The organism is Murinocardiopsis flavida (genome assembly GCF_003014485.1).
GTDB classification, from domain to species: Bacteria; Actinomycetota; Actinomycetes; order Streptosporangiales; family Streptosporangiaceae; genus Murinocardiopsis; species Murinocardiopsis flavida.
The window spans coordinates 14,725-40,544 of sequence record NZ_PYGA01000016.1 but is presented as its reverse complement, the minus strand read 5'-3'; the positions used below and the strand labels follow the sequence as shown (position 1 = coordinate 40,544).

The 25,820-nt window shown below is 71.8% G+C and carries 30 protein-coding genes; 12 read left to right on the top strand and 18 right to left on the bottom strand.

Annotated elements, in window-relative coordinates; translation table 11 throughout:
* Positions 1-55: 55 nt before the first annotated feature.
* Both CLV63_RS21150 and CLV63_RS21145 read right to left on the bottom strand, forming a co-directional pair.
* Entirely contained in the window at positions 56-898 is an 843-nt protein-coding gene (locus CLV63_RS21150) for an aminotransferase class IV family protein (protein WP_211301407.1), read from the bottom strand.
* Between the two features lie 227 nt (positions 899-1,125).
* The gene (locus CLV63_RS21145; protein WP_106585066.1) at positions 1,126-1,632 is read right to left on the bottom strand and encodes a CGNR zinc finger domain-containing protein; all 507 of its coding nucleotides are present in this window, start codon (positions 1,630-1,632) and stop codon (positions 1,126-1,128) included.
* A 108-nt stretch (positions 1,633-1,740) separates the two neighbouring features.
* Between CLV63_RS21145 and CLV63_RS21140 the strand changes: the two genes are divergently transcribed.
* Positions 1,741-2,616, top strand: coding sequence for an alpha/beta fold hydrolase (locus CLV63_RS21140; protein ID WP_106584914.1), 876 nt, complete (start codon positions 1,741-1,743; stop codon positions 2,614-2,616).
* Between the two features lie 128 nt (positions 2,617-2,744).
* Here CLV63_RS21140 and CLV63_RS21135 read toward each other — a convergent pair whose 3' ends face one another.
* On the bottom strand, positions 2,745-3,626 hold the full coding sequence (locus tag CLV63_RS21135) for an AraC family transcriptional regulator (protein ID WP_106584913.1): 882 nt from the start codon (positions 3,624-3,626) through the stop codon (positions 2,745-2,747).
* A gap of 348 nt (positions 3,627-3,974) precedes the next feature.
* Here CLV63_RS21135 and CLV63_RS21130 point away from each other — a divergent pair, with 348 nt between their 5' ends.
* A complete protein-coding gene (locus tag CLV63_RS21130; RefSeq protein ID WP_106584912.1) occupies positions 3,975-4,541 on the top strand; it encodes a GNAT family N-acetyltransferase in 567 nt (188 codons plus the stop codon).
* Between the two features lie 43 nt (positions 4,542-4,584).
* Here the strand turns inward: CLV63_RS21130 and CLV63_RS21125 are convergent, their stop codons facing one another.
* The 5 genes from CLV63_RS21125 to CLV63_RS21105 all read right to left on the bottom strand — a co-directional run bounded on the left by CLV63_RS21125 (position 4,585) and on the right by CLV63_RS21105 (position 7,742).
* Entirely contained in the window at positions 4,585-4,989 is a 405-nt protein-coding gene (locus CLV63_RS21125) for a VOC family protein (RefSeq protein ID WP_106584911.1), read from the bottom strand.
* A gap of 3 nt (positions 4,990-4,992) precedes the next feature.
* A complete protein-coding gene (locus CLV63_RS21120; protein ID WP_106584910.1) occupies positions 4,993-5,352 on the bottom strand; it encodes an ArsR/SmtB family transcription factor in 360 nt (119 codons plus the stop codon).
* Positions 5,339-5,773, bottom strand: a complete 435-nt coding sequence (locus CLV63_RS21115) for an SRPBCC domain-containing protein (RefSeq protein WP_106585065.1) — start codon at positions 5,771-5,773, stop codon at positions 5,339-5,341. Before CLV63_RS21115 ends, CLV63_RS21120 begins: the two co-directional genes overlap by 14 nt.
* Positions 5,774-5,955: 182 nt before the next feature.
* Positions 5,956-6,576 carry a response regulator gene (locus tag CLV63_RS21110; protein ID WP_106584909.1) on the bottom strand — a complete coding sequence of 207 codons (621 nt, stop codon included), beginning with the start codon at positions 6,574-6,576 and terminating at the stop codon, positions 5,956-5,958.
* Positions 6,573-7,742: a sensor histidine kinase gene (locus CLV63_RS21105; protein WP_146165627.1), complete on the bottom strand. Its 1,170-nt coding sequence runs from the start codon at positions 7,740-7,742 to the stop codon at positions 6,573-6,575. The genes CLV63_RS21110 and CLV63_RS21105 overlap by 4 nt, the downstream gene beginning before the upstream one ends.
* A 186-nt stretch (positions 7,743-7,928) precedes the next feature.
* Between CLV63_RS21105 and CLV63_RS21100 the strand changes: the two genes are divergently transcribed.
* The gene (locus CLV63_RS21100) at positions 7,929-9,113 is read left to right on the top strand and encodes an acyltransferase family protein (RefSeq protein WP_106584907.1); all 1,185 of its coding nucleotides are present in this window, start codon (positions 7,929-7,931) and stop codon (positions 9,111-9,113) included.
* A 203-nt stretch (positions 9,114-9,316) separates the two neighbouring features.
* Positions 9,317-9,484, top strand: coding sequence for a hypothetical protein (locus tag CLV63_RS33680; protein WP_170134292.1), 168 nt, complete (start codon positions 9,317-9,319; stop codon positions 9,482-9,484).
* Positions 9,485-9,494: 10 nt separating this feature from the next.
* On the opposite strand, the gene CLV63_RS21095 is transcribed toward CLV63_RS33680, so the two are convergent.
* Both CLV63_RS21095 and CLV63_RS21090 read right to left on the bottom strand, forming a co-directional pair.
* Positions 9,495-10,454 (bottom strand): slipin family protein, encoded by a 960-nt coding sequence (locus CLV63_RS21095; RefSeq protein WP_211301406.1) that lies wholly within the window; start codon positions 10,452-10,454, stop codon positions 9,495-9,497.
* Positions 10,455-10,553: 99 nt separating this feature from the next.
* A complete protein-coding gene (locus CLV63_RS21090; protein WP_106584906.1) occupies positions 10,554-10,757 on the bottom strand; it encodes a hypothetical protein in 204 nt (67 codons plus the stop codon).
* 136 nt (positions 10,758-10,893) lie between these two features.
* Between CLV63_RS21090 and CLV63_RS21085 the strand changes: the two genes are divergently transcribed.
* The 3 genes from CLV63_RS21085 to CLV63_RS21075 all read left to right on the top strand — a co-directional run bounded on the left by CLV63_RS21085 (position 10,894) and on the right by CLV63_RS21075 (position 12,262).
* Positions 10,894-11,355 carry a MarR family winged helix-turn-helix transcriptional regulator gene (locus CLV63_RS21085; RefSeq protein WP_211301405.1) on the top strand — a complete coding sequence of 154 codons (462 nt, stop codon included), beginning with the start codon at positions 10,894-10,896 and terminating at the stop codon, positions 11,353-11,355.
* 127 nt (positions 11,356-11,482) lie between these two features.
* Positions 11,483-11,767, top strand: a complete 285-nt coding sequence (locus tag CLV63_RS21080; RefSeq protein ID WP_106584904.1) for a putative quinol monooxygenase — start codon at positions 11,483-11,485, stop codon at positions 11,765-11,767.
* 66 nt (positions 11,768-11,833) lie between these two features.
* On the top strand, positions 11,834-12,262 hold the full coding sequence (locus CLV63_RS21075) for a GNAT family N-acetyltransferase (RefSeq protein WP_106584903.1): 429 nt from the start codon (positions 11,834-11,836) through the stop codon (positions 12,260-12,262).
* A gap of 3 nt (positions 12,263-12,265) precedes the next feature.
* Here the strand turns inward: CLV63_RS21075 and CLV63_RS21070 are convergent, their stop codons facing one another.
* Positions 12,266-13,225, bottom strand: a complete 960-nt coding sequence (locus tag CLV63_RS21070) for a helix-turn-helix transcriptional regulator (RefSeq protein WP_106585063.1) — start codon at positions 13,223-13,225, stop codon at positions 12,266-12,268.
* 103 nt (positions 13,226-13,328) lie between these two features.
* Between CLV63_RS21070 and CLV63_RS21065 the strand changes: the two genes are divergently transcribed.
* From CLV63_RS21065 to CLV63_RS21055, 3 genes are all read left to right on the top strand, one after another.
* On the top strand, positions 13,329-14,504 hold the full coding sequence (locus CLV63_RS21065; protein WP_106584902.1) for a winged helix DNA-binding domain-containing protein: 1,176 nt from the start codon (positions 13,329-13,331) through the stop codon (positions 14,502-14,504).
* 122 nt (positions 14,505-14,626) lie between these two features.
* The gene (locus tag CLV63_RS21060; RefSeq protein WP_170134291.1) at positions 14,627-16,123 is read left to right on the top strand and encodes an Eco57I restriction-modification methylase domain-containing protein; all 1,497 of its coding nucleotides are present in this window, start codon (positions 14,627-14,629) and stop codon (positions 16,121-16,123) included.
* Positions 16,120-17,055, top strand: a complete 936-nt coding sequence (locus CLV63_RS21055) for a BsuBI/PstI family type II restriction endonuclease (RefSeq protein ID WP_106584900.1) — start codon at positions 16,120-16,122, stop codon at positions 17,053-17,055. Before CLV63_RS21060 ends, CLV63_RS21055 begins: the two co-directional genes overlap by 4 nt.
* 123 nt (positions 17,056-17,178) lie before the next feature.
* Here the strand turns inward: CLV63_RS21055 and CLV63_RS21050 are convergent, their stop codons facing one another.
* Positions 17,179-18,273 (bottom strand): CapA family protein, encoded by a 1,095-nt coding sequence (locus tag CLV63_RS21050; RefSeq protein ID WP_245928960.1) that lies wholly within the window; start codon positions 18,271-18,273, stop codon positions 17,179-17,181.
* 345 nt (positions 18,274-18,618) lie between these two features.
* On the opposite strand from CLV63_RS21050, the gene CLV63_RS21045 reads away from it, so the two are divergent.
* Positions 18,619-19,191, top strand: a complete 573-nt coding sequence (locus CLV63_RS21045; RefSeq protein WP_106584899.1) for a dihydrofolate reductase family protein — start codon at positions 18,619-18,621, stop codon at positions 19,189-19,191.
* A 69-nt stretch (positions 19,192-19,260) separates the two neighbouring features.
* Here CLV63_RS21045 and CLV63_RS21040 read toward each other — a convergent pair whose 3' ends face one another.
* The 4 genes from CLV63_RS21040 to CLV63_RS21025 form a co-directional block, all read right to left on the bottom strand.
* The gene (locus CLV63_RS21040; protein ID WP_170134290.1) at positions 19,261-19,713 is read right to left on the bottom strand and encodes a hypothetical protein; all 453 of its coding nucleotides are present in this window, start codon (positions 19,711-19,713) and stop codon (positions 19,261-19,263) included.
* A gap of 304 nt (positions 19,714-20,017) precedes the next feature.
* Positions 20,018-21,433 carry an NAD(P)(+) transhydrogenase (Re/Si-specific) subunit beta gene (locus CLV63_RS21035; protein WP_106584897.1) on the bottom strand — a complete coding sequence of 472 codons (1,416 nt, stop codon included), beginning with the start codon at positions 21,431-21,433 and terminating at the stop codon, positions 20,018-20,020.
* A complete protein-coding gene (locus tag CLV63_RS21030; RefSeq protein WP_106584896.1) occupies positions 21,430-21,870 on the bottom strand; it encodes an NAD(P) transhydrogenase subunit alpha in 441 nt (146 codons plus the stop codon). Before CLV63_RS21030 ends, CLV63_RS21035 begins: the two co-directional genes overlap by 4 nt.
* A complete protein-coding gene (locus CLV63_RS21025) occupies positions 21,867-23,051 on the bottom strand; it encodes an NAD(P) transhydrogenase subunit alpha (protein WP_106584895.1) in 1,185 nt (394 codons plus the stop codon). Before CLV63_RS21025 ends, CLV63_RS21030 begins: the two co-directional genes overlap by 4 nt.
* 378 nt (positions 23,052-23,429) lie before the next feature.
* Here CLV63_RS21025 and CLV63_RS21020 point away from each other — a divergent pair, with 378 nt between their 5' ends.
* Positions 23,430-23,945 carry a TrmH family RNA methyltransferase gene (locus CLV63_RS21020; RefSeq protein WP_211301404.1) on the top strand — a complete coding sequence of 172 codons (516 nt, stop codon included), beginning with the start codon at positions 23,430-23,432 and terminating at the stop codon, positions 23,943-23,945.
* 22 nt (positions 23,946-23,967) lie between these two features.
* Here the strand turns inward: CLV63_RS21020 and CLV63_RS21015 are convergent, their stop codons facing one another.
* Both CLV63_RS21015 and CLV63_RS21010 read right to left on the bottom strand, forming a co-directional pair.
* Positions 23,968-24,924: an aminoglycoside phosphotransferase family protein gene (locus CLV63_RS21015; RefSeq protein ID WP_106584893.1), complete on the bottom strand. Its 957-nt coding sequence runs from the start codon at positions 24,922-24,924 to the stop codon at positions 23,968-23,970.
* Between the two features lie 46 nt (positions 24,925-24,970).
* The gene (locus CLV63_RS21010; RefSeq protein WP_106584892.1) at positions 24,971-25,777 is read right to left on the bottom strand and encodes a helix-turn-helix domain-containing protein; all 807 of its coding nucleotides are present in this window, start codon (positions 25,775-25,777) and stop codon (positions 24,971-24,973) included.
* Between the last annotated feature and the right edge of the window lie 43 nt (positions 25,778-25,820).

Below are 25,820 nucleotides of genomic sequence, written 5' to 3'. Positions count from 1 at the left end.
CCGTTGCCGCCCGCACGCCCCCGGTGGGACCCCGGCGGTGCGGGCAGCCCGGCACTCACAGCGCGATGAGTGGTTCCGCCTGGTAGGCCCGGTGCAGCAGCGCCACGAAGGACGGCGCCGCGGGCAGGGGCACGGAGCCGATGCGGTGGACGGCGATGCCCGGCGTCCACGAGTTCATGACCACGCCCCCCGCCAGTTCCGGCAGGTCGGCACGGGTGACCTCCTGGACCCGCTGGGGGATTCCCAGGCGGTCGAGCTGCCGCCGCACGATCCCCATGGTGGTGCCGCCCAGCATCGCGGCCTTGGGCCACACCACCGCGGTGCCGTCCCAGAAGGCCAGGTTCCAGATCGACGCCTCGCTGAACCGCCCCCGGCGGTCGACGAAGGCGGCGTCGTCGAACCCCTCGGCGACGGCCTGGCGGAGGAAGTAGGTCTTGGCGACCTCGCCGACGTGCTTCACGGCGGGCAGGGCCCGTTCGTGCTCGACCGCCGCCAGCGCCAGCGGGCCCCGCGGGCCGGTCGCGGCCGGTCCGGTGCGGACGAGCACGTCGGGTGCTGCCTCGCCGACGGCCGCGGTGAACTCGCCCGCCGGTGCGTACACGGTGGCGGTCAGCGAGAGGTCGGCCGGGCCGTCCGCAAGCGCGGTCCGCAGGTAGGACCGCACCCGGTCCTCGGGCAGCGCCCGGCCGAACAGCTCCACCGAGGCGGAGCGCAGGCGCTCCAGGTGGAGGTCGAGGCCCCGGACCGCGCCGCCGCGCACCTGCATGGCGGTGAAGTGGGCGTACCCCGCGAAGGCGAGCGGCGCCAGCGCCTCGGCGGACGCCGCCCGACCGTTCAGCTCGGCGACGGTGCGCTGTGCCTCGGCAGTCGGCGCGGCATTGGCGGCAGCGGTGCTCATCGGAATTCTCCCCGGGTCGTGGCGGCGCCCCGCCGCCATCGTGGTCGGCGGGTCGGATTCGAGCCTGCCGGAGCGGGGCGGGGGCGGCCAGAGCCTGGTCCGCATAGGTCCGGCGGTCATAGGATCGGCGGCCGCCCGCGCGCAGAGCGAGGCGGGCGGCCGAGTCCGCCCGACACCTGCGGCGCACCGCTGGGAGCGGCCGCAGCCGACACCGACTCGCCGGCGTTCTACTCGGGTCGGGGGGTCTCCCGTGTCCGGGCCTGGTGCCGGCGTGCTTTGAGCCGGTTACCGCAGGTCTTCATGGAGCACCACCGCGCGGTGTTGGCGCGGCTGCGGTCCACCAGGAAGAGGCGGCATTCAGGGTTCTCGCACGGCCGCAACCGGCCCGGCATGCGCTCTTCGACGTCCGCCCACGCGAGCACGAGCTCCACGGCGAGCCTGCGCTCTGGCGGCACCTCCAAATGCCACTCGATGCCCGACACGCCGGGCCGCGGGACCTTGCGAACGCCTGCGAGGACGCGGCGCAGACGGGGCTCCGCCGGCGCGCCCGCCGCCACCGCCTGGAGGGCGTCCCGGGCGGTGCGCAGCCACCGGCGCTCCCCGTCGCCGCCGAGACCGCCGTGCTCCCGAGCCCACCTGTCCACCTCGCGGTCGTCGCGCCACAGGTCCCGGCTCCGGCCGTCCGCGACCGGGGTGCTGTTCAGCGCCTGCACCAGTGCGTGGTCGTCCAGCACGGACCGCACCTCCCAACTAACCTCATCAAGTCAATTGACAGGTTACTCCATCAGGGGTCTACTGGGCGATTGACGGATAACCATCAAATTTGATCGAAGGGGTTAGCCATGGTCGAAGTCCGCCACCGCTACGCGACCGTGGGGGGACATCGCGTCTTCTACCGCGAGGCGGGGCCCCGCGAGGCGCCCGCGCTCGTCCTCCTGCACGGATTCCCCTCCAGTTCGCGCATGTTCCGCCACCTCATTCCGGCGCTGGCCGACCGGTTCCACATCATCGCCCCCGACCACCTCGGCTTCGGCAACTCCGATGCCCCGCCCCCGGACGTGTTCACCTACACCTTCGACTCGCTCACCGACGTCACCGAAGCCCTGCTGGCCCAGCTCGGCATCGCCCGCTACGCCGTGTACGTCCAGGACTACGGCGCGCCCATCGGCTGGCGGCTGGCCCTGCGCGACCCGGCCGCGATCACCGCGGTGATCACGCAGAGCGGCAACGCCTACGAGGAGGGCTTCGTCCCGGACTTCTGGAAGCCCGTCTGGGCATATGCGGAGGACCCGGGGCCGCGAACCGAACCCGCCGTCCGCGACGCCCTCTCGCTCGACGCCATCCGCTGGCAGTACCTGCACGGAGTGAACCGACCCGAGCTGGTCGACCCCGACACCTGGGCCGCCGACCACCGCGAGGTCAACCGGCCGGGCAACGACCTCGTGCAGCTGGCCCTGTTCGGCGACTACGCCACCAACCCACCCCTCTACCCTCAGGTGCACGCCTACTTCCGGGAACACCAGGTCCCCCTTCTCGCGGTCTGGGGCGCTGGCGACGAGATCTTCGGCCCGGACGGGGCACGCGCGTTCACGCGGGACCTGCCGGACGCGGAGGTCCACCTCGTTCCCGGCGGCGGACACTTCCTCCTCGAAAGCCATCTGGACACCGTGGCCGGGTACATACGCGGGTTCCTGACCGCCATCGAACCGCCGGTGTGAGGCCCGCGAAGAGGTCCCGGGGCAGGTGACTGGGCTCGCACAGGCGGCCGACCGGCCCGCCCGCCACCGGACGGGCCGGAACGCGGCCCGACACGGCCGGTGACGGGCCCGGCGGCCGAACCCCCTGTTCACCCCGGCGCCGGGGCCTGCTTCTCCACGGGCAGCCACACGTGCCCCGAGCCGAGGTCGGGCTCCTCCTCGTCGTCGACGGCCACCAGTGCCGGGCCGGGGGCGGTGCGGTAGGCGGGGTGGGCCGGGAACCACTCGGTGTAGACCGCGCGCCACAGTTCCTGAAGCCCGTGGGGGAACGCCACCCGCTCGAACGGGAACACCGCCCAGGTGGCCGCGGGGACCTCCAAGCGCTCCATCCCGTCAGGGGTGGGGCCGGTGGTGGCCGCGGCGATCCAGTAGTCGATCTCATCGCCGAACTCCGCGCCGTCCTCCAGGGCCACCGTCGCCGACAGCGCACCGCTGGGCTCCCGGTCGCCGACGGAATCGAGCAGTTCCCACGTGGTGTCGTCGACGGCCTCGGTGAAGGCGGCCATGTCCGGATTGGGCCCGAAGGCGACGTTGCGGATCCGGTTGCTCAGTCCGACCAGGGCGAAGGCGTCCTTGTCGATGATGCGGTAGCGCATCGTGGTGCTCCCTTCGATGGTGAGGTGGAAGGCCAGGCGGGACTGGGAGACCAGCGCGGCCCCGGTGCGCCGGGCCTGGCCGGGGGTGACGCCGTGCATGGCGCGAAAGGCCCGGGTGAACGCCTCGGCCGAGGAGTATCCGTGGTCGACGGCGATAGCGAGCAGGGTCCGGCGGCCCTCCATGACCTCGGCGCCGGCCAGGGTGAGCCGGCGCCGGCGCACGTACTCCGCCAGCGGCATCCCCGCGAGCGCGGCGAACATCCGCCGCAGGTGGTGCTCGGAGGTCAGCGCGGTGCGCGCCATGGCCGCCACGTCCACCGGGGCGCCCGGGTCCTCCTCGATGTGCGCCAAGGCCTTGTTCAACCGGTCCAGCATGGCTTCCCCCTTCGTTCACCGGCGACGTTAGCGAGCGCGAACGTCGCGGCTCCCGCCATTTGCCGCGCGCCTCCGATCAAGCCGGGGCCGGCGTGATCGAGTCCGCCTTGGAGCGGTCGGGCCGCATCAGCGCCGGTGGTCCCGGCGCGGCCGGGAGGGATCCACCGGGGACGGCCGCGACGCGGTCGCACGGGGCCGCACGGCACGGAGGAGGGGCGATGCCCCGGTGGCCGGAACCCCGTGGACCGGAAGCCGGGGCGGCGTTACCGTTGGCCGTCCCAAGGGTCCGCCCAGGGCTGTGGCACGGCCCGGCGCGGCCGCCGCCGAAGCACACCGCGGAGTGACGCGATGATCACCTGGCGCATGCTCGTTCCCGCCGACTTCCCGCTGCTGGCGCAGTGGCTGTCGCACCCTCATGTCGCGCGGTGGTGGAACCACGAGACCTCGCCCGATGCCGTCGAGCGCGACTTCGGCCCGACGGCCCGGGGCGACGAACCGGCGGAGGACCTGCTCGCGCACCTCGACGGCGTCCCCTTCGGCCTGGTGCAGCGCTCGCGGCTGACCGACTACCCCGAGTACCTGGGGGAGTTCGCCAAGGTCGTCGACGTCCCCGAGGGCGCCGTGACCATCGACTACCTCATCGGCCCCGCCGACCACGTGGGCCGCGGGCTGGGGACCCGGATGATCCGGTCGATCCTCGCCCGCACCTGGCGGGAATGGCCCGACGCCACCGTGGTGCTGGTCGCGGTCGTCGCCGCGAACCCGGCGTCCTGGCGGGCCCTGGAGAAGGCCGGGCTGCACCGTATCGGCAGCGGCCCCATGACCCCCGACAATCCGGCCGACGACCCGCTGCACCACATCTACCGGATCGACCGCCCGACCGCGGCGCCGAGGCAGCCCGTCGAACCGGATTGACGACCGGGGCGGGGCCCTGCCCGCCTCGTCCGCGTCGACCGGGTCAGGACGGACCCCGGTCCTGATCCGGCTCGGGGCGGCGGACGATGTGCGGGATGCCGACCGGATTGCTGATCCAGTGGGCGTTCATGCCCGGGGGGAACGGCTCCAGTTCGTCCTGGACGGCGACGCCGTGCGCCGCCAGGTGCCGGGCCGCCTGGTCGACGTCATCGGTGAACAGCTCCAGCCACAGGTCGGCGCGCGCGTAGTTGTCGACGCGGTCGAACCACAGCGTCACCGGACCGAGTTGCACCGAGGCGCTCTGGGCCACGATGCCCGCGACGGCGGCGCCGCTCTCGTCGGTGACCGCCATGCCCAGGATGTCGCGGTAGAAGGCGATGGTGTGGTCGAACTGCGCCTTGGGCAGCTTCATGGCGATGTTGTGGCCGCCGCGGAAGGTCGGGGTCACGTGTCAGTCCTCCTGTGGGGGGTCGAGATGGTCGCGAAGGGCACTCAGGTGGCCGTCCCAGTCGCGCGCCAGTGCGGCGAGAAACGACTGGGCCACCGCCACGGGTCCGGTGTGCAGCCGGTAGCGGATCCGGCGCCGCTCGCCGGCCTCCGCCCGGACCAGCCCGGCATCGGACAGGAGTCCGAGGTGTTTGGCGATCGCCTGGCGCGAGATGGGGAGCCGGTCGGCCAGGTCGGTCGCCGTCGCGGGGCCGCGGGCAGCGAGTTCGGCGAGGATGCCGCGCCGCGTCGGGTCGGCCAACGCGGTGAAGACCGCCTGCGCGAGCGCCTCGGTATCGGTCCCGTGGGGGTCAGGCCGCGGCATCGAGGTACTCCGCCAGATCGGCCAGCTCCATGCGCCACCCGTTGACGTTGTCGTCGTAGGCGCCGGCCAGCGCGTCCGGCAGTTGGGCGAAGCCGGTCTCCCGCACGGTCACCCGCGTGCCCGATCCGGTCGGCTCCAGCGTGAACTCCACATAGGTCCGGCGCGGGTCGCTCGCAGCCAGCCCTTCGATCGCCCAGGTGTAGGCGAACCGGTGGGGCGGCTCGACGACCTGGATCAGGAGGGTGTGCTCGCCGTACTCGTCCCAGTGCACCCGCGCCTCGCCACCGGGGCGCAGGGCGTCGATCTCCGCGCGGGAGCCGAACCAGCCGCCGAGTCCTTCGGCGGTCGTCAACGCCGTCCACACCTTCTCCGGTGGGTGGGCGAGTTCGAGCGTGCGCTCGATGCGGTCGGGAACGGGCACGGCGACCTCCATTGCAACTGATCGGTTGCCATGAAAGCTATCACAACCATGGGGTTGCGATAAAGGCGCGGGCCTGCCGGTGGTGGGGGAGACCCGGCCGAACACGGACGCCGGTGCAGGAGTGGGACCCGAGTACTTCGCCGTCGGCCATCCCCAGACTGGGCTCCCGCCCTGCCGGGGGATCAGATGAGGCCGCGTTCCCAGCAGATGCGGACGGCGTGCGCGCGGTCGGCTGCTCCCAGTTTCGAATACGTGTGGAGGAGGTGGGTCTTTACGGTGGACTCGCTGATCCGCAACCGGGTCGCGATCGCCTTGTTGGTGAGACCGTCGGCGACGAGGCGCAGTACGTCGATTTCCCTGGTGCTGAGCTCGGTCTCCGATTCGTGTCCGAGGAGGATCGCGAGCGCTGCGGGTGCCAGCACCGGACGGCCGGCGGCCAGGTCGCGCACTGCGCGGACCAGTTCGGTGCGCGATGCGTCCTTGAGCAGGTATCCGTCTGCGCCGGCGTTGAGGGCGCTGCGGATCTCACGATCGGTGTCGTAGGTCGTGAGGACCAGCGCTCGTGGCCGGCCGCGAGTTCTGTGCCGGACGAGTTCCCGAATCGCGGGGACACCGTCGCCGTCGGGCATGCGCAGGTCCATGAGGACGACGTCCGGTTCGGTGTCGGCGATGACGGCCAGGCTTCGGGGGCCGCTGTCCGCCTCGCCGACCACGTCGATGCCGGGCTCGTCGGCGAATACTCCGGTCAGGCCGTGCCTGACGATCGGATGGTCGTCGACGACGACGATTCGGACGGCGCTCACCGTGGCACCTGAGCCGCGATCGTGGTGCCGTGGTCGGGTTCGGATTCGACGATCAGTTGGCCGCCGACTTCGACGAGTCGCTCCCTCATTCCCGCGAGTCCTCTCCCTCGAACCATGGCGTTGGGGTCGAATCCGATGCCGTCGTCCGCGACGTCCAGCAGAAGGGTGTCGGGGAGCCAACTCAGCGTCACGGTGACCGACGAGGCCCGGGCATGGCGTGCGACATTGGCCAACGACTCCTGCGTGACCCGCAGCACCACGTCGTCACCGTCGCCGGCAGCCGGGGTGCCGACGACGACGAGTTCGGCCGGCGTCGCCTGAGAGGCGGTCCAGTGTTCGACGAGGCCGCGGAGCGCGCTGGTGAGATCGTCCTCGGCCAGTTGGTGGGGGGCCAGGGCGCGCACGGCTCTGCGCGCCTCGGAGAGGCAGTCCCGTGCTGCGTGCTCCGCTCGTTCGATCCCCGGCCGTGCATTCTCTCCGAGAGCGCCGGGGAGCGCCTCGAGCTGGCGGATCACCCCCACGAGGCCCTGGGCCACCGTGTCGTGGATCTCGCGCGACAGCCGGGCGCGTTCCTGGGCGACGCCAGCGGAGCGGGCCTGTTCGAGCAGTTGCTCGTGAAGGGCGAGGTTCTCCCGGTGGGCTTCGGCGAGTTCGGCCGCGACGCGCTCCCGTTCGTCCGCGTGTTCTTCTCGCAACCACGCGAACCACGTCATCGCACCGGCGAGGCCGACGTTGACCAGGAGCAGGGCGATGAAGACGAGCGGGCTGGTCGTGACGCCCGCGACAGCGCCCGCCTGGCCGAAGGCGCACAGCAGAGCCGCGCCGATGATGCCTCCGGCGACGACACGTCGGGGCAGGAAACGCTCGACGTCGAGGAAGCCGAGAAAGGCGTAGATGCACAGAAACGGGTTGAGGGCGACCCCCGCCAGCAGGGTGAGGCCGTGCACGAGATAGAGGGCCGTCGCCAGGCGACCGCCCCCGTGCGCCCTCTGGTACACCAGCTCCATACAGACGCGGAGCACGAGCAGCACGACGATCGGCGCCACGACCCACAGCGGATCCGGCGCCGCTCGACCATTGCGAAGAGGAGGGTGGTCTCCGCCGATTCCCAGGCTGATCGCGAGCACGAGGGAGAGCGCGGCGACCGACAATCCGATCCACAACACGGAGGCCCCTGCCGGGCCGACGGACGTCGGCGCCTGGCCTCGCCCCGATCCGCTTTGTCCTGGCACGACTCGATTGTCGCCGCCCCGAACGACGGTCCGCCAGTGTCTCCGCTCCACCGATCGGTGGATGCCCGGCCGACCCGATGGTCGATGTGCCGGCACGGCGCGGTCCCTAGCGTCACTGACATGACGACCCCGTCCACGGAACCGACCCCTGCCCGCACGACGGAGCCCGCTGGTCGCCCGCAACGGATCCACGGACTGGATGCGCTTCGCTGCGGCGCCCTGCTGCTGGGCATCGTGTTGCACGCATTCGTGCCGTTCATCGCGGCCCAGCCCTGGTTCTTCCACGATCGATACGGGTCGGTGGGACTCGCCGAGACGAACTTCGTCATCCATTCGTTCAGGATGATGCTGTTCATGACGCTGGCCGGCTACTTCGGGGCGCTGATGCTCGACCGGCGTGGCGCACAGCGGTACGTGCGTGATCGAGCCAAGCGCGTCCTGCTGCCCATGATCGCGTTCTGGCCGGTCGCGGTGTTTCCGCTCGGCCTGCTGGCGCTCATGTTCGCGAGCACCCATCCCGGCGCGTCGCAGCCCGAGGTGACCGACCCGCTGGTCATGTTCGGCCCCGGTCAGCTCTGGTTCCTCCTCGTGCTCATGGAATGCATCGTGATCACCGTGGCGGTGCGCGCTCTGCTCATCCGGTTCATCGGGAGGGAACGGACGTCGGCGTTCTCCGAGCGGATGGCGACGCTGTTCTCGTCGCGCGCCGGCGTCCTCGTGGCATCCGTGCCCTACATCGTCGCCGTGGTGATCCAGGGGAAGCCGATGTCGGGCATCATCGAGCCCGCGACGATCATTCCCGAGGCCGCCCCACTCGCCGGATACCTCGGCGCCTTCTCGGTCGGCTGGGCGCTGCGTCGCGGCTCCGGCGCGCTGGCCGGAATCGGCAAGGACTGGGCCGCGTATCTCGTCGTGGGGGCGATCAGCCTGTCGATCATGCTCATCGCCCAAGGGCAGGTTCCGCTGCCCATCGGTGCAGCGTTGGTCGCCCTCGGCGGGTGGTGCGTGACCTACGGTCTGGTCGGCGTGTGCATGCGCTTTCTCACCCGCCCCCGCCCGGCGATCCGGTACCTGGCCGACGCCTCCTACTGGATGTACCTGATGCACCTGCCGATCGTGGTCGCCATCGGGATGAGCCTTGCGGACCTGGCACTCCCGGTCGCGGTCAAGCTGTTGATCACCCTGGTCGCGTCCAGCGCGACGCTGCTCCTCACGTACCAGCTGCTCGTTCGCCGCACACCGATCGGCGCCTGGCTGAACGGGCGCGAACACCGGTGGAGGAACGCCGAACGAAGGGTGCCGTGACGAACGCGAGAAACCCCTCGCGTGCGGCAGTGGAGGTCCTCACGATCGCACGCGAGGACGCGGCGTGAGCGTCTGCTCCGACCGGTCAGTGGGCGGTGCGGTGCGGGGGGAAGGCGTGGCGGCCGCCGGCGGCGACGGTCGCCAGTGCGGCGGCGACCAGCAGGAGGGCGGTCCTGACCGGCTCGGACGGCATCCACCTCCCGTTGGAGTGCCTGACAGCGGAGACGTCGGCGCTGCTGCGGCGCGAGTCCGCCCGGCTCGGCCAGCGCATCGACTGCCTGAGCCGCAACCGCGACGCCATCGACGCCTACCTCGCGGCCGTCGAGGCGGACACCCGGTTCCCGCCCGGCGGGGCCGCCGGGCAGGAGTGACCGGGCGCGCTCAGGTGTGCGGCACCGGTGTCGATGCCGGCGGGCGGCCGATGGCGGCCGACCGCCCGTCGACGTGTGTGACCTGCTCGGGGGCGGTGTCCTCCGCGGTTATCGGGCGGCGCGGTTCGGCCGGCTCGACGGGCTGCTCGGCGGACGGCTCGTCCGACCGCTCCGCCGACTGTTCCGCGGCGGCGGGCGCGCCGCCGGTCTCGGCCGGGGTGGCGCGTTCGAGGAAGCGCAGGAGCTCGACCGGGAACGGCAGGACGAGGGTGGAGTTCTTCTCCGAGGCGACCTCGACAACGGTCTGCAAGAGGCGGAGTTGCAGCGCCGCCGGGTGCTCGGCCATGGTCTCGGCGGCAGTGGCGAGCTTCTCGGACGCCTGGAGCTCGCCGTCGGCCGTGATGATGCGGGAGCGCCGCTCGCGCTCCGCCTCGGCCTGGCGCGACATCGACCGCTTCATCGACTCGGGCAGCGCGACGTCCTTGATGTCGACCCGCTCGATGTGCACGCCCCAGCCCAGCGCCGGGCTGTCGATCATCAGCTCCAGCCCCTGGTTGAGGCGCTCGCGGTTGGACAGCAGGTCGTCGAGTTCGCTCTTGCCGATGATGGACCGCAGCGAGGTCTGCGCCGCCTGGCCGATCGCGGCGATGTAGTCCTGGATGTCGACCGCCACCCGCACCGGGTCGACGACGCTGAAGTAGACGACGGCGTCGACGCGGACCGTCACGTTGTCGCGGGTGATGCCGTCCTGGGCGGGCACCGGCATGGTGACGATCTGCATGTTGATCTTGTGCATCTGGTCGACAAAGGGGATGAGGAACACGAGCCCGGGGCGCCGGGTATCGGGCAGCACGCGCCCGAACCGGAAGACGACACCGCGCTCGTACTGCTTGACGATGCGGACGCCCGCCCCGACGCCGATGGCGCCGACGACCAGGGCCGCGATGAGTAGGAAGATGATGACCGACATGGCGTCCTCCATTACCGGCCCGCTCGCGTTCGCACCGGCCCGCGCCCGGTGGAGCACCGGCGAGTCGTCGTCGACTCGACTGGGGTGGGACTGGGGCGGCTAGCGCGACGGCGGGCGGAGCCGGTCGAGCAGGCCGGATTCGAGCCAGCCGCCGGGCGCCGGCCACGGGGCGGGCGGCGGCCAGCAGCCGCCGGAGTCGGCGTCGGGCTCGCCGCTGGTGGGGCGCGCGATGGGCGCGCCGAGGACGGGGCGCCGCCGTCGGGGGGCAGCGGGGTCGCGTGGGGACTGGTGTGCACCGGGCATGACCGCACCTCCTGGGAGGGTGCCGGCGCCGCAGCCGGAAGGCGGTGGCCGCCGAAAGGTTAATATCGTATCACGATACAATCGGCTTCGGCAGGATCACGTCGGCGGCCGGCCACCGACGTGGTTACATGAGTCCATGCCTAGGGAGGACGGGCGCATGGACGACGGGCGCACCGAGTCCGCTCCGCTGACCAAGCAGGACTTCGAGGCGCTGGCGCGCTTCCGCTTCGGGATCCGGCGCTACCTGCGGTTCAGCGAGGAAGCGGTCCGCAGCCACGGGCTCACCCCGCAGCACTACCAGCTACTGCTCGCGCTCAAGGGCTTCCCCGGCCGCGAATGGGCGACCATGCGCGAACTCGCCGACCGCCTCCAGTTGCGCCACCACAGCGTCGTGGAGCTGGTCGACCGCGCGCAGAAGCAGGGGCTGGTCGACCGCGCCCCGCACCCGCCCGACGCGCGCGCGATCCGGGTGCAGCTCACGGCGGCCGGCCAGCGCGACCTCGCCCGGCTCAGCGCACTGCACCGCGACGAACTGCGGCGCATGAGCGCCGTCCTGGCGCTGCCCACCTGGGAGGGCCCCGAAGGCGCGGCAGGCTGACGGCGGCCCCGCGTCCGGCCCCGTCCGTCGTGCCCGCCGCACTACCGCGGGCGCCGTGTCCGCCGGACTGTCGCAGGCGCACGCTAGCGTTCGGGGCCGACCACTGCTCGACCAACGGAGGACCGGCGTGCTCATCGTGTCCGGACGGCTCTACGTCGACCCCCAGGCCCGCGGCGACTACCTCGCCGGGTGCCGCGCGATCATCGAAGCGGCCCGCGCCGCACCCGGCTGCCTGGACTTCGTCCTCGCCGCCGACCCCCTCGACCCCGCCCGGATCAACGTCTACGAGCGGTGGGAGTCCGACGCCGACCTCGACCGGTTCCGCGGCGCCGGACCCGACCCCGGGCAGCAGGCCGACATCCGCGACGCTTCAGTGGCGAAGTACCGCATCTCCGCCACCGAGGCCCCGTAGCGGCCGGACGCCCTGGCCGGGCAACGGGGCCGCGTTGCTGCGCGGGCCGCGCCGTAGGGTTCGGCTATGAAGATCATCGACATCGGGCCGGGCGACGACCGGCTCGGCTCCGAGGTCCTGCCGGTCCTGCTGGAGCTCCGCCCGCACCTGACCGAGACGCTGCTGCACGAGGTGTACGACGAGGGGCACCGGCAGGGGCTGCGCTTCAGCGCCGCCTACACCGATGGCGCGTGCGCCGGGGTCGCGGGCTGGCGGGTCATGGTCGGCACGAGCGCGCTGCGCAAGCTCTACGTCGATGACCTGGTGACCGCCGAGCGCGGCCGCTCCGCGGGGGTCGGCCGCGCGCTCCTCGGCTACCTGGAGCAGCGCGCCCGCGACCTCGGCTGCCACCGCCTCGACCTCGACTCCGGTGTGCAGCGCCACGACGCCCACCGGTTCTACTTCCGCGAACGCATGGACATCGCCGCGTTCCACTTCGACAAGCGGCTCGGCTGAGCGTCACCCGCCCGAGGCGCGCGTCACCCGCGCGCCCAGGCCGCGCAGGAACTCGGCGAGCTCCGGCGGCTCGTGCACCTCGAACTCGCAGCCGATCATCATCAGCCGGAACGCCAGCCACTCCAGGGTGTCGGTGTGGCCGTGCAGCCGGCAGCTGTGCTCGTCGAGCGGTTCCAGGTCGCCCGGGCCGTCCCCGAGGCGGCCCACGACCTCGGCGAAGGGGGCGTGCAGGGTCGCCACGGCCCGGTAGGTGGGCTCAAGGGAGTGGAGCCGCTCGGTGACGAACGCCGCGGCGTCCTCTGCGGGGAGCGCCCGCGGCGCCGCGCGCGCACCGGTGGCGCGCGCCTCGGTGATCCGGTCGACCCGGAAGATCCGCCAGTCGGCGCGGTCGTTGTCGTAGCCGACGAAGTACCAGCGCCGCCACGCGGTGACGAGGCGGTGGGGTTCGACCAGGCGCCGGGTCTCCGCGCCGTTCCACGACCGGTAGCCGAAGCGCACCTTCTCGGTGTTGGCGGCCGCGGCCGCGAGGACGGTCAGGACCTCCGGGTCGACGTTCGGGCCGGCGCTGTCGCGCACCGGCACGGTCGCGGCGCCCAGCGTCGACACCCGGTGCCGCAGCCGGGACGGCAGGACCTGTTCGAGCTTGGTGAGGGCGCGCACCGACGCCTCCTCGATGCCGTCCACGGCGGACCCCGCCGCCGCGCGCAGGCCCACCGCGATGGCGACCGCCTCCTCGTCGTCCAGCAGCAGCGGCGGCATGGCCGCCCCCGCCATGAGGCGGTAGCCGCCCACCGAGCCCATGGTCGCCTGGACGGGGTAGCCCAGGTCGCGCAGGCGGTCGACGTCGCGGCGGATCGTCCGGGGACTGACGCGCAGGCGCTCGGCGAGTTCGCTGCCGGGCCATTCCCGCGGGGTCTGGAGGAGGGACAGCAGTGTCAGCAGCCGCGCCGGTGTGTCGCTCATACCCCGCAGCATGCCAGCAATCTGGGACAAGGACCGTCCTAGTTCCCGCCTAGTGTCGGCACCGGCGGCCGAACAGCGGCCGGACCCTGAGGAGACCTCCCCGATGACGACCCCCGCACCCGCCGTGCAGCGCCTGTCCTGGGCCGGTGTCCGCGCCCGCCGGCTGGACCGCAACGCGCTGTCCGTCCCCGTCGACACCGCCGCCACCGGGCCCGCCGATGTCGTCGCCGCGATGTGCGGCGCACACGCCCAGGTGATGTCGGCGGCGGAACTGTCCATCGGGCTGCGGCTCGCCGGCGCGACCCGCACCGACGTCCGACGCGGCCTGTGGGAGGAGCGCGCCCTCGTCAAGACGCATGGCCCCCGCGGAACGGTGCACCTCCTCCCGGCGCGCGACCTGCCGATGTGGACGGGGGCGCTGGCCGCGGTCCCGGCAACGTCGATGCAGGCCAAGGCCATCCGGCTGGACCCTGGACAGATCGAGGAGGTCGTCGCGGCGATCGCCGCCGCGGTGGCGGACGCCGAGCTGACCATCGACGAACTCGACGCCGCCGTCACCGCCGCCACCGGGCCGTGGGCCGCCGACCCGGTCATGCCCGCCTTCCAGGGGATGTGGCCGCGGTGGCGGCAGGCGCTGCACACGGCCGCCCTCCGCGGCGCGCTGTGCTTCGGACCCGACCGCGGCCGCAAGGTCACCTACACGAGCCCGCGCCGGTGGCTGCCCGGGTTCCGCCCGATGGAGGCGCGCGCCGCCGTCACCGAGGTCGTCCGCCGCTACCTGTACGCCTACGGGCCCGCCACGCCCCGGCACTTCGCGCGGTGGCTGGCCGCGCCGCCCGGGTGGGCAGCGGAGCTGTTCGCGTCCATGGCGGGGGAGTTGCAGCAGGTCGAGGTCGAGGGGGCGGCGGCCTGGGTGCTCGCGGGCGACACCGAGGTGCCGGACGAGCCCGCCCGCAGCGTCCGGCTGCTGCCGTACTTCGACGCGTTCGGAATCGCCTGCCAACCGCGCGACCTGGTCTTCCCCGGCCGCGCGGCCGAACGCGCCCTGGCGCGCGGGCAGGCGGGCAACTACCCGCTGCTGCTGATCGACGGCACCGTCGCGGGCGTGTGGCACCAGCGCCGGTCCGGCCGGTGGATCGACATCACCGTGGAACCGCTCGACGCGCTCGACACCCGGCAGGCCCGCGGCCTGGACGAGCAGATCCAGCGCGTGGGCGCCATCATGGAAGCCGCCCCGCGCGTGCGCATCGGCGCCGTCACCGTCGGCCCGCACGCCTGAGGCGTCTTGAAACCGCAAGTGATCGGTCGACGGGCCCTATGCTCGCTTCCGGTCGTGCCCGTGCCACAGATGTCAGAGGGCTCAGGCAGGATGAGGGTCGGAACGAGGAGTTGCGGGGGCATATGAGCAGCGAACTGCGATCGACGGACGATCGCGTGACCGAGATTCAGCGCGTCGATTTGCTGGAACGCGCAGAGGTCCGTCGCGCCGCTGCTCTCGCTCGGCTGGATCCCACCGAACGGGCGGCGCGCGGCCAGTACCTAACCCCGCAGTCGGCCGCCCGCATCATCGCGGGCCTCCCGCGTGTCCCGCGGGGCGAGAGCATTAGGATCCTCGACCCCGGCGCCGGGAGCGGGATCCTTACGGCGGCTCTTGTAGAGCGCCTGTACGCCGCCCGTCCTGATCTGCGCGTACACGTCACCACCGTTGAGAACGACACCGTGCTCCACCCCGTGCTGAGCGAGACACTCGCCGACATCGAGGCCGCCACCGGGGCTACTTCAGACCTTGTCGATGCCGACTTCCTCTCTTGGGCCTTGGGCACTGCCGAGCGCTACGACCTCGTGATCCAGAATCCGCCCTATGCGAAGCTCCGTACCGGATGCGCTGCTCAGGTCCTGCTCCGCTCCGCCGGCATCAACGTGCCGAACGTCTACGCGGCATTCCTCGCCGTCGGACTGCGGATCCTCGGAGAGGGCGGGCAGCAGGTTGCCATCACCCCGCGCTCGTGGATGAACGGCACGTACTACTCGGCGTTCCGGCGTGAGTTCGTACGGCTCGCCGGCATCGACGCGATGCACACCTTCGAGAGCCGTTCCAAGGTCTTCGGCGACGCCGGGGTGCTCCAGGAGTCGATCGTCGTCTCGGCGACCGTCGGGCGGACGCCTGACGAGGTCGTCGTCCATACGTCCCGCGACCACAGCACCGTGCCTTCCACAAGGACCGTCGCGTACCAGGACATCGTCACCCCCGACTTCATTCACGTGCCCGCGGCCGAGAAGGACGCACAGGCCGTCGCCTGGATGACGACCCACGTCACACATACCCTCCAGAACCTCGGCCTCTCGGTCTCGACGGGCAGGGTCGTCGACTTCCGTGCGCGCGACCTGCTCCACCAGGATCAAGTCGAAGGGGCAGTGCCGATGGTCAACGCGACCCATCTGCGCGGCGGGGTGTCCCGTCACCCTGTCGGGGCGAAGAAGCCGGAGTGGTTCCATGCGGGTCCCGCCACCGCCTCCAGACTGCTTGTGCCGGGAGGCACCTACGTACTTATCAAGCGCTTCTCCGCCAAGGAAGAGCGCCGCCGCGTCGTCGCAGCGGTGTGGCAGTCGAGCGAGGACGTGGCCTTCGACAACAAGCTCAACTACATCCATGAGGATGGGCACGGCCTGGACGAGCAGGTGGCCCGAGGTCTCGTGGTCTTCTTGAATTCGACGCAGCTCGACAGCTACTTCCGCGTCTTCTCCGGTCACACGCAGGTGAACGCCACTGACCTCCGGCAGATGCGGTTCCCGTCATTCGATCAGCTCCGGGAATTGGGGGAGGTCGACCCGGGCGATCAGTTGAGCATCGACGCGACCACAGAGTCCGTGCTCGCGTCTGTCGCGGTGACCGCATGACGCGTCTCGACGAGGCTCGTGAGATCCTCAATGCCTTCGGCTTCGACAAAGCCCGATCCAACGAGCGGAGCGGTCGCACACTGCTCGCCCTCGCCCATCTGGACGAGGGCAGCGAGTGGGCCGACGCCACGAACCCGATGCTCGGTGTCCGGGCGATCCTGGACTGGATCCGCGACCGGCTCGGGCACGAAATCGCGGAGAACACCCGCGAGACCTATCGCCGACAGACGCTGCACCAGTTCCGTGACGCAGGCTTCATCATCTACAACGACGACGATCCCAGCAGGGCCACGAATTCGAAGGACAACAACTACCGCCTCAACCCGGAGGCCGTAGGGGTCATCCGCAAGTACGGCACACCCGAGTTCGTTGACGCGATCGCCGAGTATCTCGCTGCGGCTCCTGGCCTGCTCTCGATGTACCAGGCTGCACGCACGATGACGCGGATCCCCGTCACGCTTCCCGGAGGGGTGGACCTCACACTCGGCGGCGGTGGCCAGAACGTGCTCATCAAGCAGATGATCGACGACTTCTGCGGCTTCTTCATCCCCGGCGGCGAGGTGCTCTACATCGGCGACGCGGACGAAAAGCTCATGCACTTCGACGAGCAGAAGCTCGCGTCCCTCGGCGTCACCGTCGACACGCACGGCAAGCTGCCCGATCTCGTCGTGTACCAGCATGAGAAGGACTGGCTATTCCTGATGGAAGCCGCCTCGTCGCATGGTCCGGTGGACGCAAAGCGCCACGGCGAGCTCCAGGCGTTGTTCGCCGGGTCGACTGCCGGACTCGTCTACGTCTCGTGCTTCCCGGACCGGACCACGATGCGCAAGTTCCTTGCCGACCTCGCCTGGGAGACCGAGGCGTGGTGTGCCTCCGACCCGACGCACATGATTCACCTCAATGGTGAGAGGTTCCTCGGGCCGTACACGTAGACGGGTCCGGCCATCAGCGCAGCGACATCACTTGACGAGTCCCGAACACCGGATCGGCGCCGAAGATCGTGGGGCGGATTAGCGCCGTCACCGTCGGCCCGCACGCGTGAGGTGCGGGGGCGGTCAGTCGGCGGGGGCGACGACCGCGCCGTCCGCGGGGGCGCCGTGCGCGGTCAGGTGGCCGGTGATCCGCGCGTGGGCCTCGGCGTAGTCGTCGCGGAGGCGGCGGGGGGTGCGCGGGTCGCGCAGCGCCGTCGCGAGGTCCACCAGCCGCACCTTCGGCTCGATGTCCACCCGGGTCGGCAGCATCTCCAGCCCCTCGGCGCGCCACCGTCCCGACGCGGTCTCGGTGAACGTCACGCGCGCCATGGCGCCTTCGCGGTTGGCGTCGACGGGCGCGGCGTGGCGGGCGAGCTGGTTGCCCATCCCGTAGACGACCCATGTGCCGCGGACCTTCTCGACGGGCTGCACGACGTGGGCGTGGTGGCCGAGGATCACGTCGATGTCGGGGGAGCCGGTCAGCGCGGCCGCCAGCTCCCGCTGCCGGTCGTCCACGCCGTGGTCGTACTCGGTGCCCCAGTGCATGGACAGCACCACGATCTCGGCGCCCGCGTCCTTGGCGGCGCGGGCCTCGGCGCGGATCGCCTCGGGGTCGGCGAGGTTCGCGAGCCACTTCTTGCCGGGCGGGCGCTCCATGCCGTTGAAGGTCACGGTCGAGGACAGGTGCGCCACCTCAACGGGGGCGCCTCGGTCGGGCCGCACCCGGTACACCTGCGGCGCGGCGGCCTCGGCCGCGCTGCGCGCGCTTCCGGCGGCGCCGAGCCCGGCCCGGTCGAACGCGGCGAGGGTGCGCCGCACGCCCTTCTCGCCGTAGTCGAGGACGTGGTTGGACGCGGTGGAGCAGCCGTCGTACCCGGCGCGCTCGACTCCGTCGAGCAGCTGCGGCGGCGCCTTGAACGCCGGCCAGCCGGAGAACGGGCCCTTCTTCCCGGCCAGCGGCACCTCCAGGTGGCACAGGGCGAGGTCGGCCCCTGCGACGGCGGGGGCGATCCCGTCGAACATCGGCCGGAAGTCGAACTCCCCGCCGCCGTCGGCGCGCGCCTGCTTCCACACCGGCGGGTGGATCAACAGGTCGCCGCCGCCGAGGACGGTGACGCTGCGGCCGCCCTCCGCACCGGCGCGGCCGACCGCGGCATCAGGACCACCACCCGTGGTCATCGGCCCGCAGCCGGCAACGAGGGCACCGGCCATGCACGCCGCCGCGAGGGCCATCGGGCGAGGACGCCGACACGGTCCGCGCTGGGCAGATGCTCTGTCACACATCCGACAATGCTACGCATTGTGACCAATGGATCCGGTATTTCCGTGATTCAATCACTCTGCGTGTCGCGCCGGAGTGGAGGTATCGGTGCCTGCCGGGACCGAACGGGCGGATCGGCACTATAAAGGGAGTGGTCGCGCAGCGGGCCCGGGATCCGCCGAGTCCGCGGTGGACACCGACCTGTCCAGTGCAGCGGCCCAGTTCGGGTCCGCAGGGACGATGCGGCCGCAAAGGAGACCCGGGTGCGAAAGCTCAGCTACTACATCGGCACCACCATCGACGGCTACATCGCGTCGCCCGATGACGCCATCGACTTCTTCCCGGTGGGCGAGGACCTCCTGGCCCACATCATCGAGGAGTACCCCGAGACCCTGCCGACGCACGTCCGGGAGCAGTTGGGGGTCGCGGGCGCGCCGAACAAGCACTTCGACACCATGGTGCAGGGCCGCAAGACGTACGACCCCGCGTTGAAGATCGGGATCACCAGCCCGTACCGGCACTTCCGGCAGTACGTGGTGTCGCGCAGCATCGCCGAGTCGCCCGACCCGGAGATCGAGATCGTGGCCGACCCCGTCGCCAAGGTCCGCGAACTCAAGGCCGAGGACGGGATGGGCATCTACCTGGGCGGCGGTGGCGAACTCGCCTCGGCCCTGCTGCCGGAGATCGACGAGCTGATCGTGAAGGTCTACCCGGTCGTGGCGGGCACCGGGGTACGCATGTTCAGCGGAGCCTTCACCCCCACCCCGTTCACCCTGACCGAAACGAAGACCTTCGACAGCGGAGTACTCATCCAGAAGTACACCCGCGGCAAATAGCCGACGCCGCCCCGAGCAAGAGCGGACCGTATGGCCCAGCGTGCTCGGAGCGGCGTCGTTCCACGCGGTTCAGTCGAAGAGCTCGTCAGCAGACTGAGCGGTGGCCGCGCGCTTGATCCACTTCTCGGCCTCGTCGCGGTCGGTGCAGGCGAGGATCCGCTCACGCACTTCCTCGGAAACCTCGATGCCGCGGGAATCCAACACCAGAAGGACCGACTCGGCCTGCCCCTTGGTGACCTCTTCGGCGATCTGACGCTTGAAGAAATCGCTCTGAAATTCGTAGGTTCCAGTTGCCAACATGTCCTCCAGTTGCTTCCGAGCAGGTTCCAAGAGCGTCGCAAGCGCGTAGTCAGTGTATAGCGTGCCGGTTTCCTTATCGAGGTGCATCAGGGCTGCGTACAGCGCATAGACCACCCCGTTCTCCTCGCCGTGGGCCCGTGCGGAAAGCACCGCAAGCTCCGGTGAGCGGATGGCTTCCTCGGGGTCGGTGATGGCGGGGACGGATTCAAGACTGACGACCAAGGGGGCCATCGTCATCCCCGGGTGGCCTATCGGGATGGGCTCCGCACACCACTGAGCCGTACGGTTCGTGGGGCAGACGACCAGGAGAACCGTCGGGCACTGTCGCCGAGCACGCAACGTGGTGACATAGTGAGTCAGGGAGATCCGTGGCCTGCGCGTGGGAAACCGGGTGATTGCGGGTCGTCCCAATCGGACCCGGGCGTACGCGGTGGGGCATCGCGGGCCTGTTCAGTGCCCTTTCCGTGTAATTCGAGCGGGCAGGGACACGGCAGAACAGGGCCATCCGGAAGGAGCCCGTGGTTGTCTATCGGACGAGGGTCTTGACTGCTGCGGTGAGGTCGGCCAATGCGGTTTTGGCGTCGGCGAAGTACATGCGGGTCTTCGGGTCGGTGTACAGGGGGTTGTCGAGGCCCGCGTAGCCGTGGCCCATTGAGCGTTTGACCACCAGGACGCCCCCTGCCTGGTCGACGTCGAGGATGGGCATGCCGGAGATGGCGTTGCCGGGGACGCGCGCCGCCGGGTTGGTGACGTCGTTGGCGCCGATGACCAGGGCGACGTCGGTGCGCGCCAACTCCCGGTTCGCCTCCTCCATCTCCTTCATGTGCTCGTAGGGCACCTTGGCCTCGGCGAGGAGGACGTTCATGTGCCCGGGCATGCGCCCGGCGACCGGGTGGATGGCGTACCCCACCACCACCCCGCGGGAGGCGAGCAGTTCGGCGAGCTCGTTGACCTCGTGCTGGGCCTGGGCCGCGGCGAGGCCGTAGCCCGGCACGATCATCACGCGGCTCGCGTAGGCGAGCTGGATCGCCGCGTCGTCGGCGGTGGTGGAGCGGACCTGGGCGTCGCCGGGGCCGCCGGTGACACCGGGGGTGTCGCCCGTGCCGTACCCCCCGGCGAGGATGCCGGTCACCGGGCGGTTCATGGCGTCTGCCATGAGCTTGGTGAGGATGCCGCCGGAGGCGCCCACCAGGCCGCCCGCGATGATCAGCATGGAGTTGCCGATGACGAAGCCCGCCATGGCCACGGCGATCCCGGTGCAGGCGTTCAGCAGGGAGACGACGACGGGCATGTCTGCGCCGCCCACCGGCAGGGTCGCCAGCACGCCCAGGGCGAGGGCCGCGGCGACCACGGCGGTCAGCACCCATGTCCCGCCCGAGCCGACGAGCAGGAACCACGCGCCGAGGACGATCACTAGGAGCAGCAGCGCGTTGACCGCGCCGCGCGCCGGCGGCAGGATCGGCCGCCCCGGGATCCAGCCCTGGAACTTGCCGCAGGCGACCAGGGACCCGGAGAACGCGATGGCGCCGATGAACACGTCGAGGACGACGGCGACGGCGATGGCCGCCGGGGCGCCGTCGGGTGTCGCGGCGAACCGGGTGAAGTCGTGGATGCCGACCAGCGCCGCCGCGCCGCCGCCGACCGCGTTGAACAGGCTGACCAGCTGCGGCATGGCGGTCATCGGCACCCTGCGCGCCGACAGCAGGCCCGCTCCGGCGCCGACGGCGATCCCCGCGGCGAGGACCAGCCACCCCAGCCACGTGACGGTGCCCGAGGCGATCGCCAGGACGAGGGTCGCCGCGATGGCGGCGGCCATGCCCACAGCGGAGACGAGGTTGCCGCGCTTGGCGGTGACCGGGGAGTTCATCAGGTGCAGGCCCACCACGAAGCAGGTGGCGGCGGCCAGGTAGACGAGCCGCACGGCGATGTCGAAGGCGCTCACGGGCGCGGCTCCTCACTGGTGTCGGTCCTGCCGGGGGTCGTGCTGTCGGCCTTGGTCTCGGTTTTGCCAGGGGTCGAGCTGTCGGTCCTGCCAGGGATCGAGCTGCTGTCGGACGTGGTGACGGCCGTGGCGTCGGCAGTGGGATCGTTACGGCGCCGAGGGTCGCGGAACATGTGCAGCATCCGGTCGGTGACGACGTACCCGCCGACGACGTTCATGGCGGCGAACGCGGCGGCGACGAACCCCAGCAGGTACCCGGCCGGGGTGTCGATGGACACCGCGATGAGCATCGCCCCGACCAGGATCACGCCGTGGACGGCGTTCGCAGCGGACATCAGCGGGGTGTGCAGGGTGGCGGGCACCTTGCTGATGACCTCGAAGCCCACGAGCAGGCTGAGGACGAACACGGTGAGGTCGGTGAGGAGTTCCTGGCTCATGGCCGCCCGCTTTCGGCGTGGTCGAGGGCTTCGACGGCGTCGTGCGCTGCCGGGTGGGTCACCGCGCCGCCATGGGTGATGACGACCCCGGCCTGGACGTCGTCGTCGAGGTCGACGGCGAGGGCGCCATCGCGCACCAGCAGGGTGATGAGGGCGTGCATGGTGCGCGCGTAGGCGTCGGAGGCGGCGCGGGGGACGGCCGCCGCGAGGTTGCCCGCGCCGATGACCTTGACGCCCGCCTCGGTTACCACCGTTTCACCGGGCACCGACGATTCCACGTTGCCGCCGAGCGGCCCGGCGGCCATGTCCACGACGACGGCGCCCGGCGCGAGCTTGGCCAGCGACTCGGCGGTGATCAGGACGGGCGGCCGCCGCCCGGGGACCTGCGCCGTGGTGATGACGACGTCGAATCCCGGCAGCCGGCGGGCGAGTTCGTCGCGCTGCTCCCGCTGGCGTTCGGGGGTGAGTTCGCGGGCGTAGCCGCCGTCGCCCGCCTCGGCGTCGGAGGGTCCGGTGTCGAGTTCGAGGAACCGGGCGCCCAGCGATCTGACCTCCTCGGCGGCCTGCGGGCGCACGTCGTACCCGGTGACGACGGCGCCGAGGCGGCGCGCGGTGGCGATGGCCTGGAGCCCGGCGATCCCGGCCCCCAGGACCAGGACCTCGGCGGGCGGGGCGGTCCCGGCGGCGGTCATGAGCAGTGGGAAGTAGCGGTCGTAGGCGTTGGCGGCGACGAGGACGGCCTTGTACCCGGCGACGCTCGCCTGCGAGCTGAGGGCGTCCATGGGCTGGGCGCGGCTGAGGGTGCGCGGCAGGCAGTCGAGGCTGATGACGGTGACCCCGGCGGCGGCGAGGTCGCGGATCAGCGGGGGGTCGCTCAAGGCGTTGAGGAGCCCGGCGACGGCCCGCCCGCCGCCGAGTTCGCGCAGCAGGTCGGGCGGGAGGCGGCCGACCGACACCAGGAGGTCGGCGCGGGCGGTGAGCTCGTCGCGGGCGACCACGGCGGCACCGGCCGCGCGGTAGTCGCCGTCAGAGTAACGGGCCCCGTCTCCGGCGCCCGTTTCCACCAGCAGCTCCAGCCCGCTCTGTGTCAGGCGGGCGACCATCTCGGGGTTGAGCGCGACCCGCAGCTCATCCGCCCCGACCTCGTTGACGACGCCGACGTTCAGTGGCCGTTCGCTCATGCGGTACCTCGTTGTTCTCGCCTCGCGCCGTGGCCGTGCGGGGATGCGGCTGTGCTGGGAATGTGGCTTTCACGGGTTCTTTACCCCTTCCCGGGCGGGGCACGCCGACCGACTGCGGCACGGGAGCGGGCCCGCTTCCGGGGTGCTTCCGGGGGTGCTTCCGTGCCACGTCGGCCGGTTGCCGCGCGGTGCGGGGGCAGCAGGAGCGGGTTCGGGCGGCCGGGTTCGGCCCTGAGCGGGGCGGACGCCGGGGGGTGTCTTCGGGGAGCGGACGCGCTACCGTGGACGGGTCGCACATCTCCTCTGATGGCTCCGGGCGTGCCGCCGAAACGCCCCCACGATGCGAGATCCTGTCGGGGAGGCCGCCTCCCCTCGCCGGTGAGCGCCCCGCGGCTGCGGCCGCGCAAGGAACTGCGGTCCCAGCGCCGCCGACGCTCCCACACCTGCTGGGACCATCTCTACGCCGCGCCGCTGTGGCCTATGCACGGGGTGAACCTCGGCACCCTGCTGCGCACCTGCGACGCCGTCGGCGCGTGCATGGCCGTGCCGCGGCTGCCATGGGTGCCCGAGGCGCTGAACCGCGGCAACACGCTGCGCCGCCCGGCGTGCGTCCATTGGAGCGGCGATCAGGTCGCGTGGCTCGCGGCCATGCGCGAGCGCGGTGCGCGCATCGTCGCCGTGGAACTGACGGACGAGTCGTCCCGCCTCGCCGACCTGCCCGCCGCGCGGGTCCCCACGGTCGCCGTCCTCGGCCATGAGCGCGACGGTGTCCCGCCCGAGGCGCTGGACCTGGTGGACGACGCGGTGGAGATCCCCATGGTCGGCGGCGGGCACAGCCTCAACGTCGCGGTCGCCGGGTCGCTGGTGCTGTACAAGCTGGCGGGGCTGCTGTGAGGCTCGCTGCCGGAACCGCCACTCAGCGGTGCGGCACACCGCCGGAACCGCCGGTCGGCGGTATGCCGCGGCAGCGGGCCGTCTCGGTCAGGCGGCGCAGGGAGGCGTGGGCGGGCGGGCCCCAGGTCGGCTTGCCGCCGGGGCGGCCGTGGTCGCCGGCGTCGCCGACGTGGATGCCGGCGAAGGCGCGCAGTACCGCGATGCCGCGGGCGCGGCGCAGGGTCGCGGCGTCTGGGCGGTAGGCGTCGTGGAAGCGGTCGGCGGCACCGTCCGGCAGCAGGATCCACGCGGCGGCGAGGTCCCAGGCCGGGTCGCCCGCGAAGAGGTCGCCGAAGTCGATCACGCCGCTGAAGGTGCCGTCCGAGGTGAGGACGTTGGCCGGGTGCAGGTCGCCGTGCAGCCACACGGCCGGGCCGTCCCAGTCGGGCGCCGCCGCGGCGTCGTCCCAGACGGCACGCACGGCGTCCGGGTCGGGGACCAGCCCCAGTTCGGTGGTCGCGGCGAGCCACTCGGCGAAGTACCCGGCGTGGTCGGCCGGCGGCCCCCCGCGGCCGCGCCCGGCGGGTGCCCCGTCGGGCGCCGGTTGGTGGAGGGCCGTCAGGAAGGCGGCCAGGGTGTCGGCGGCCTCCGCGCCGCGTGTGGCGGGGGCGTGGTCGGCGGGCGTGCCCGGTACCCAGGTGGTGACGATCCAGGGGTGCGGGAACCGCTCGGAGGGCTCGCCGAGGCGCTGCGGGACGGGGACGGGCAGGGGGAGGCGCGGGGCAAGGGCGGGCAGCCAGGCGTGCTCCTTGCGCAGCAGCGCGTCCGCGGACTGCGTCGCCCAGGGCAGCCGGACGGCGAGGTCGTCGCCGAGCCGCCACAGCTGGTTGTCCCAGCCGCGCGCGCCGAGTGTGACCGGGTGGTCGGCGAGGTCGGGGTGTTGATCGCGGAGCAGGTCCCGGACCAGCTCGGCGCTGATCTCGATCTCGGTGTGGGTCATGCGGAGCAGCCGTAGCCGGACGGCCGAGAGGACGACGGTGGGGGTCTCAGGTGTGCGCGGCGAGGCGGGCGAGGGTTTCGGCGGTCGCGCGGTCGGCCGGGTAGAACGACTCGATGACCAGTTCGGCGAGGGTGATGTCGAGCGGGGTGCCGAACGTGGCGACGGTGCTGACGAAGGTGAGCTCGTCCCCTTCGTGGCGCAGCCGCAGCGGCACCGCGATCACCCCCGGGCCGGGCACCTCGACCGCCGGATCGTCCTGGTCGCAGGGGTAGTCGAGGAGTTCGGTGTGCAGCGCGGCCAGCTCCGGGTCGCCGGTGTGCTCGACCTGGCGGCGCAGCCGCGCCAGCAGGTGCGCGCGCCATTCGCCGAAGTTCTCGATGTACGGCGCCATCCCGTCGGGGTGCAGGGCGATCCGCAGGACGTTGGCCGGCGGCTCCAGCAGGGCGGGGGAGACCCCCGCGACGAGCACCCCGATGGCGGCGTTGGCGTCCAGGAGGTTCCACGTCCGGTCGACCACCACGGCCGGGTTGGGACTGTGCCCGTCGAGGACCTGGCGCAGCGCCGCCCGCACCGGCGCCATGGCCGCGGAGTCCAGTGGCTCCTGCGGGTAGGCCGGTGCGAACCCGGCGGCGACGAGCAGGTGGTTGCGGTCGCGCAGCGGCACGTCGAGCGATTCGCTCAACCGCAGGACCATGGCGCGGCTCGGCCGGGCCCGGCCCGTCTCCACGAAGCTCAGGTGCCGCGTGGAGACGCCGGTCTGGGACGACAGTTCGAGCTGGCTGATGCGGCGGCGTTCGCGCCACCGCCGCACCAGCGCACCGACCGGGCGCGCCGTGTCCTGGACGGTCGTCATCGGGGCTTCCTTGCCGTGGTCGACTGAGTGGACTCGGTGTGCG

Bases quoted from the DNA above. Each gene is read 5' to 3' on its own strand.
- CLV63_RS21150 (WP_211301407.1), bottom strand. From the start codon at position 898: ATGAGCACCGCTGCCGCCAATGCCGCGCCGACTGCCGAGGCACAGCGC.
- CLV63_RS21065 (WP_106584902.1), top strand. From the start codon at position 13,329: ATGACGACCCCCGCACCCGCCGTGCAGCGCCTGTCCTGGGCCGGTGTC.
- CLV63_RS21140 (WP_106584914.1), top strand. From the start codon at position 1,741: ATGGTCGAAGTCCGCCACCGCTACGCGACCGTGGGGGGACATCGCGTC.
- CLV63_RS21095 (WP_211301406.1), bottom strand. From the start codon at position 10,454: ATGTCGGTCATCATCTTCCTACTCATCGCGGCCCTGGTCGTCGGCGCC.
- CLV63_RS21055 (WP_106584900.1), top strand. From the start codon at position 16,120: ATGACGCGTCTCGACGAGGCTCGTGAGATCCTCAATGCCTTCGGCTTC.
- CLV63_RS21015 (WP_106584893.1), bottom strand. From the start codon at position 24,924: ATGACCCACACCGAGATCGAGATCAGCGCCGAGCTGGTCCGGGACCTG.
- CLV63_RS21030 (WP_106584896.1), bottom strand. From the start codon at position 21,870: ATGAGCCAGGAACTCCTCACCGACCTCACCGTGTTCGTCCTCAGCCTG.
- CLV63_RS21050 (WP_245928960.1), bottom strand. From the start codon at position 18,273: ATGACCACGGGTGGTGGTCCTGATGCCGCGGTCGGCCGCGCCGGTGCG.
- CLV63_RS21070 (WP_106585063.1), bottom strand. From the start codon at position 13,225: ATGAGCGACACACCGGCGCGGCTGCTGACACTGCTGTCCCTCCTCCAG.
- CLV63_RS21100 (WP_106584907.1), top strand. From the start codon at position 7,929: ATGACGACCCCGTCCACGGAACCGACCCCTGCCCGCACGACGGAGCCC.
- CLV63_RS21060 (WP_170134291.1), top strand. From the start codon at position 14,627: ATGAGCAGCGAACTGCGATCGACGGACGATCGCGTGACCGAGATTCAG.
- CLV63_RS21135 (WP_106584913.1), bottom strand. From the start codon at position 3,626: ATGCTGGACCGGTTGAACAAGGCCTTGGCGCACATCGAGGAGGACCCG.
- CLV63_RS21075 (WP_106584903.1), top strand. From the start codon at position 11,834: ATGAAGATCATCGACATCGGGCCGGGCGACGACCGGCTCGGCTCCGAG.
- CLV63_RS21085 (WP_211301405.1), top strand. From the start codon at position 10,894: ATGCCTAGGGAGGACGGGCGCATGGACGACGGGCGCACCGAGTCCGCT.
- CLV63_RS21130 (WP_106584912.1), top strand. From the start codon at position 3,975: ATGATCACCTGGCGCATGCTCGTTCCCGCCGACTTCCCGCTGCTGGCG.
- CLV63_RS21025 (WP_106584895.1), bottom strand. From the start codon at position 23,051: ATGAGCGAACGGCCACTGAACGTCGGCGTCGTCAACGAGGTCGGGGCG.
- CLV63_RS21090 (WP_106584906.1), bottom strand. From the start codon at position 10,757: ATGCCCGGTGCACACCAGTCCCCACGCGACCCCGCTGCCCCCCGACGG.
- CLV63_RS21010 (WP_106584892.1), bottom strand. From the start codon at position 25,777: ATGACGACCGTCCAGGACACGGCGCGCCCGGTCGGTGCGCTGGTGCGG.
- CLV63_RS21120 (WP_106584910.1), bottom strand. From the start codon at position 5,352: ATGCCGCGGCCTGACCCCCACGGGACCGATACCGAGGCGCTCGCGCAG.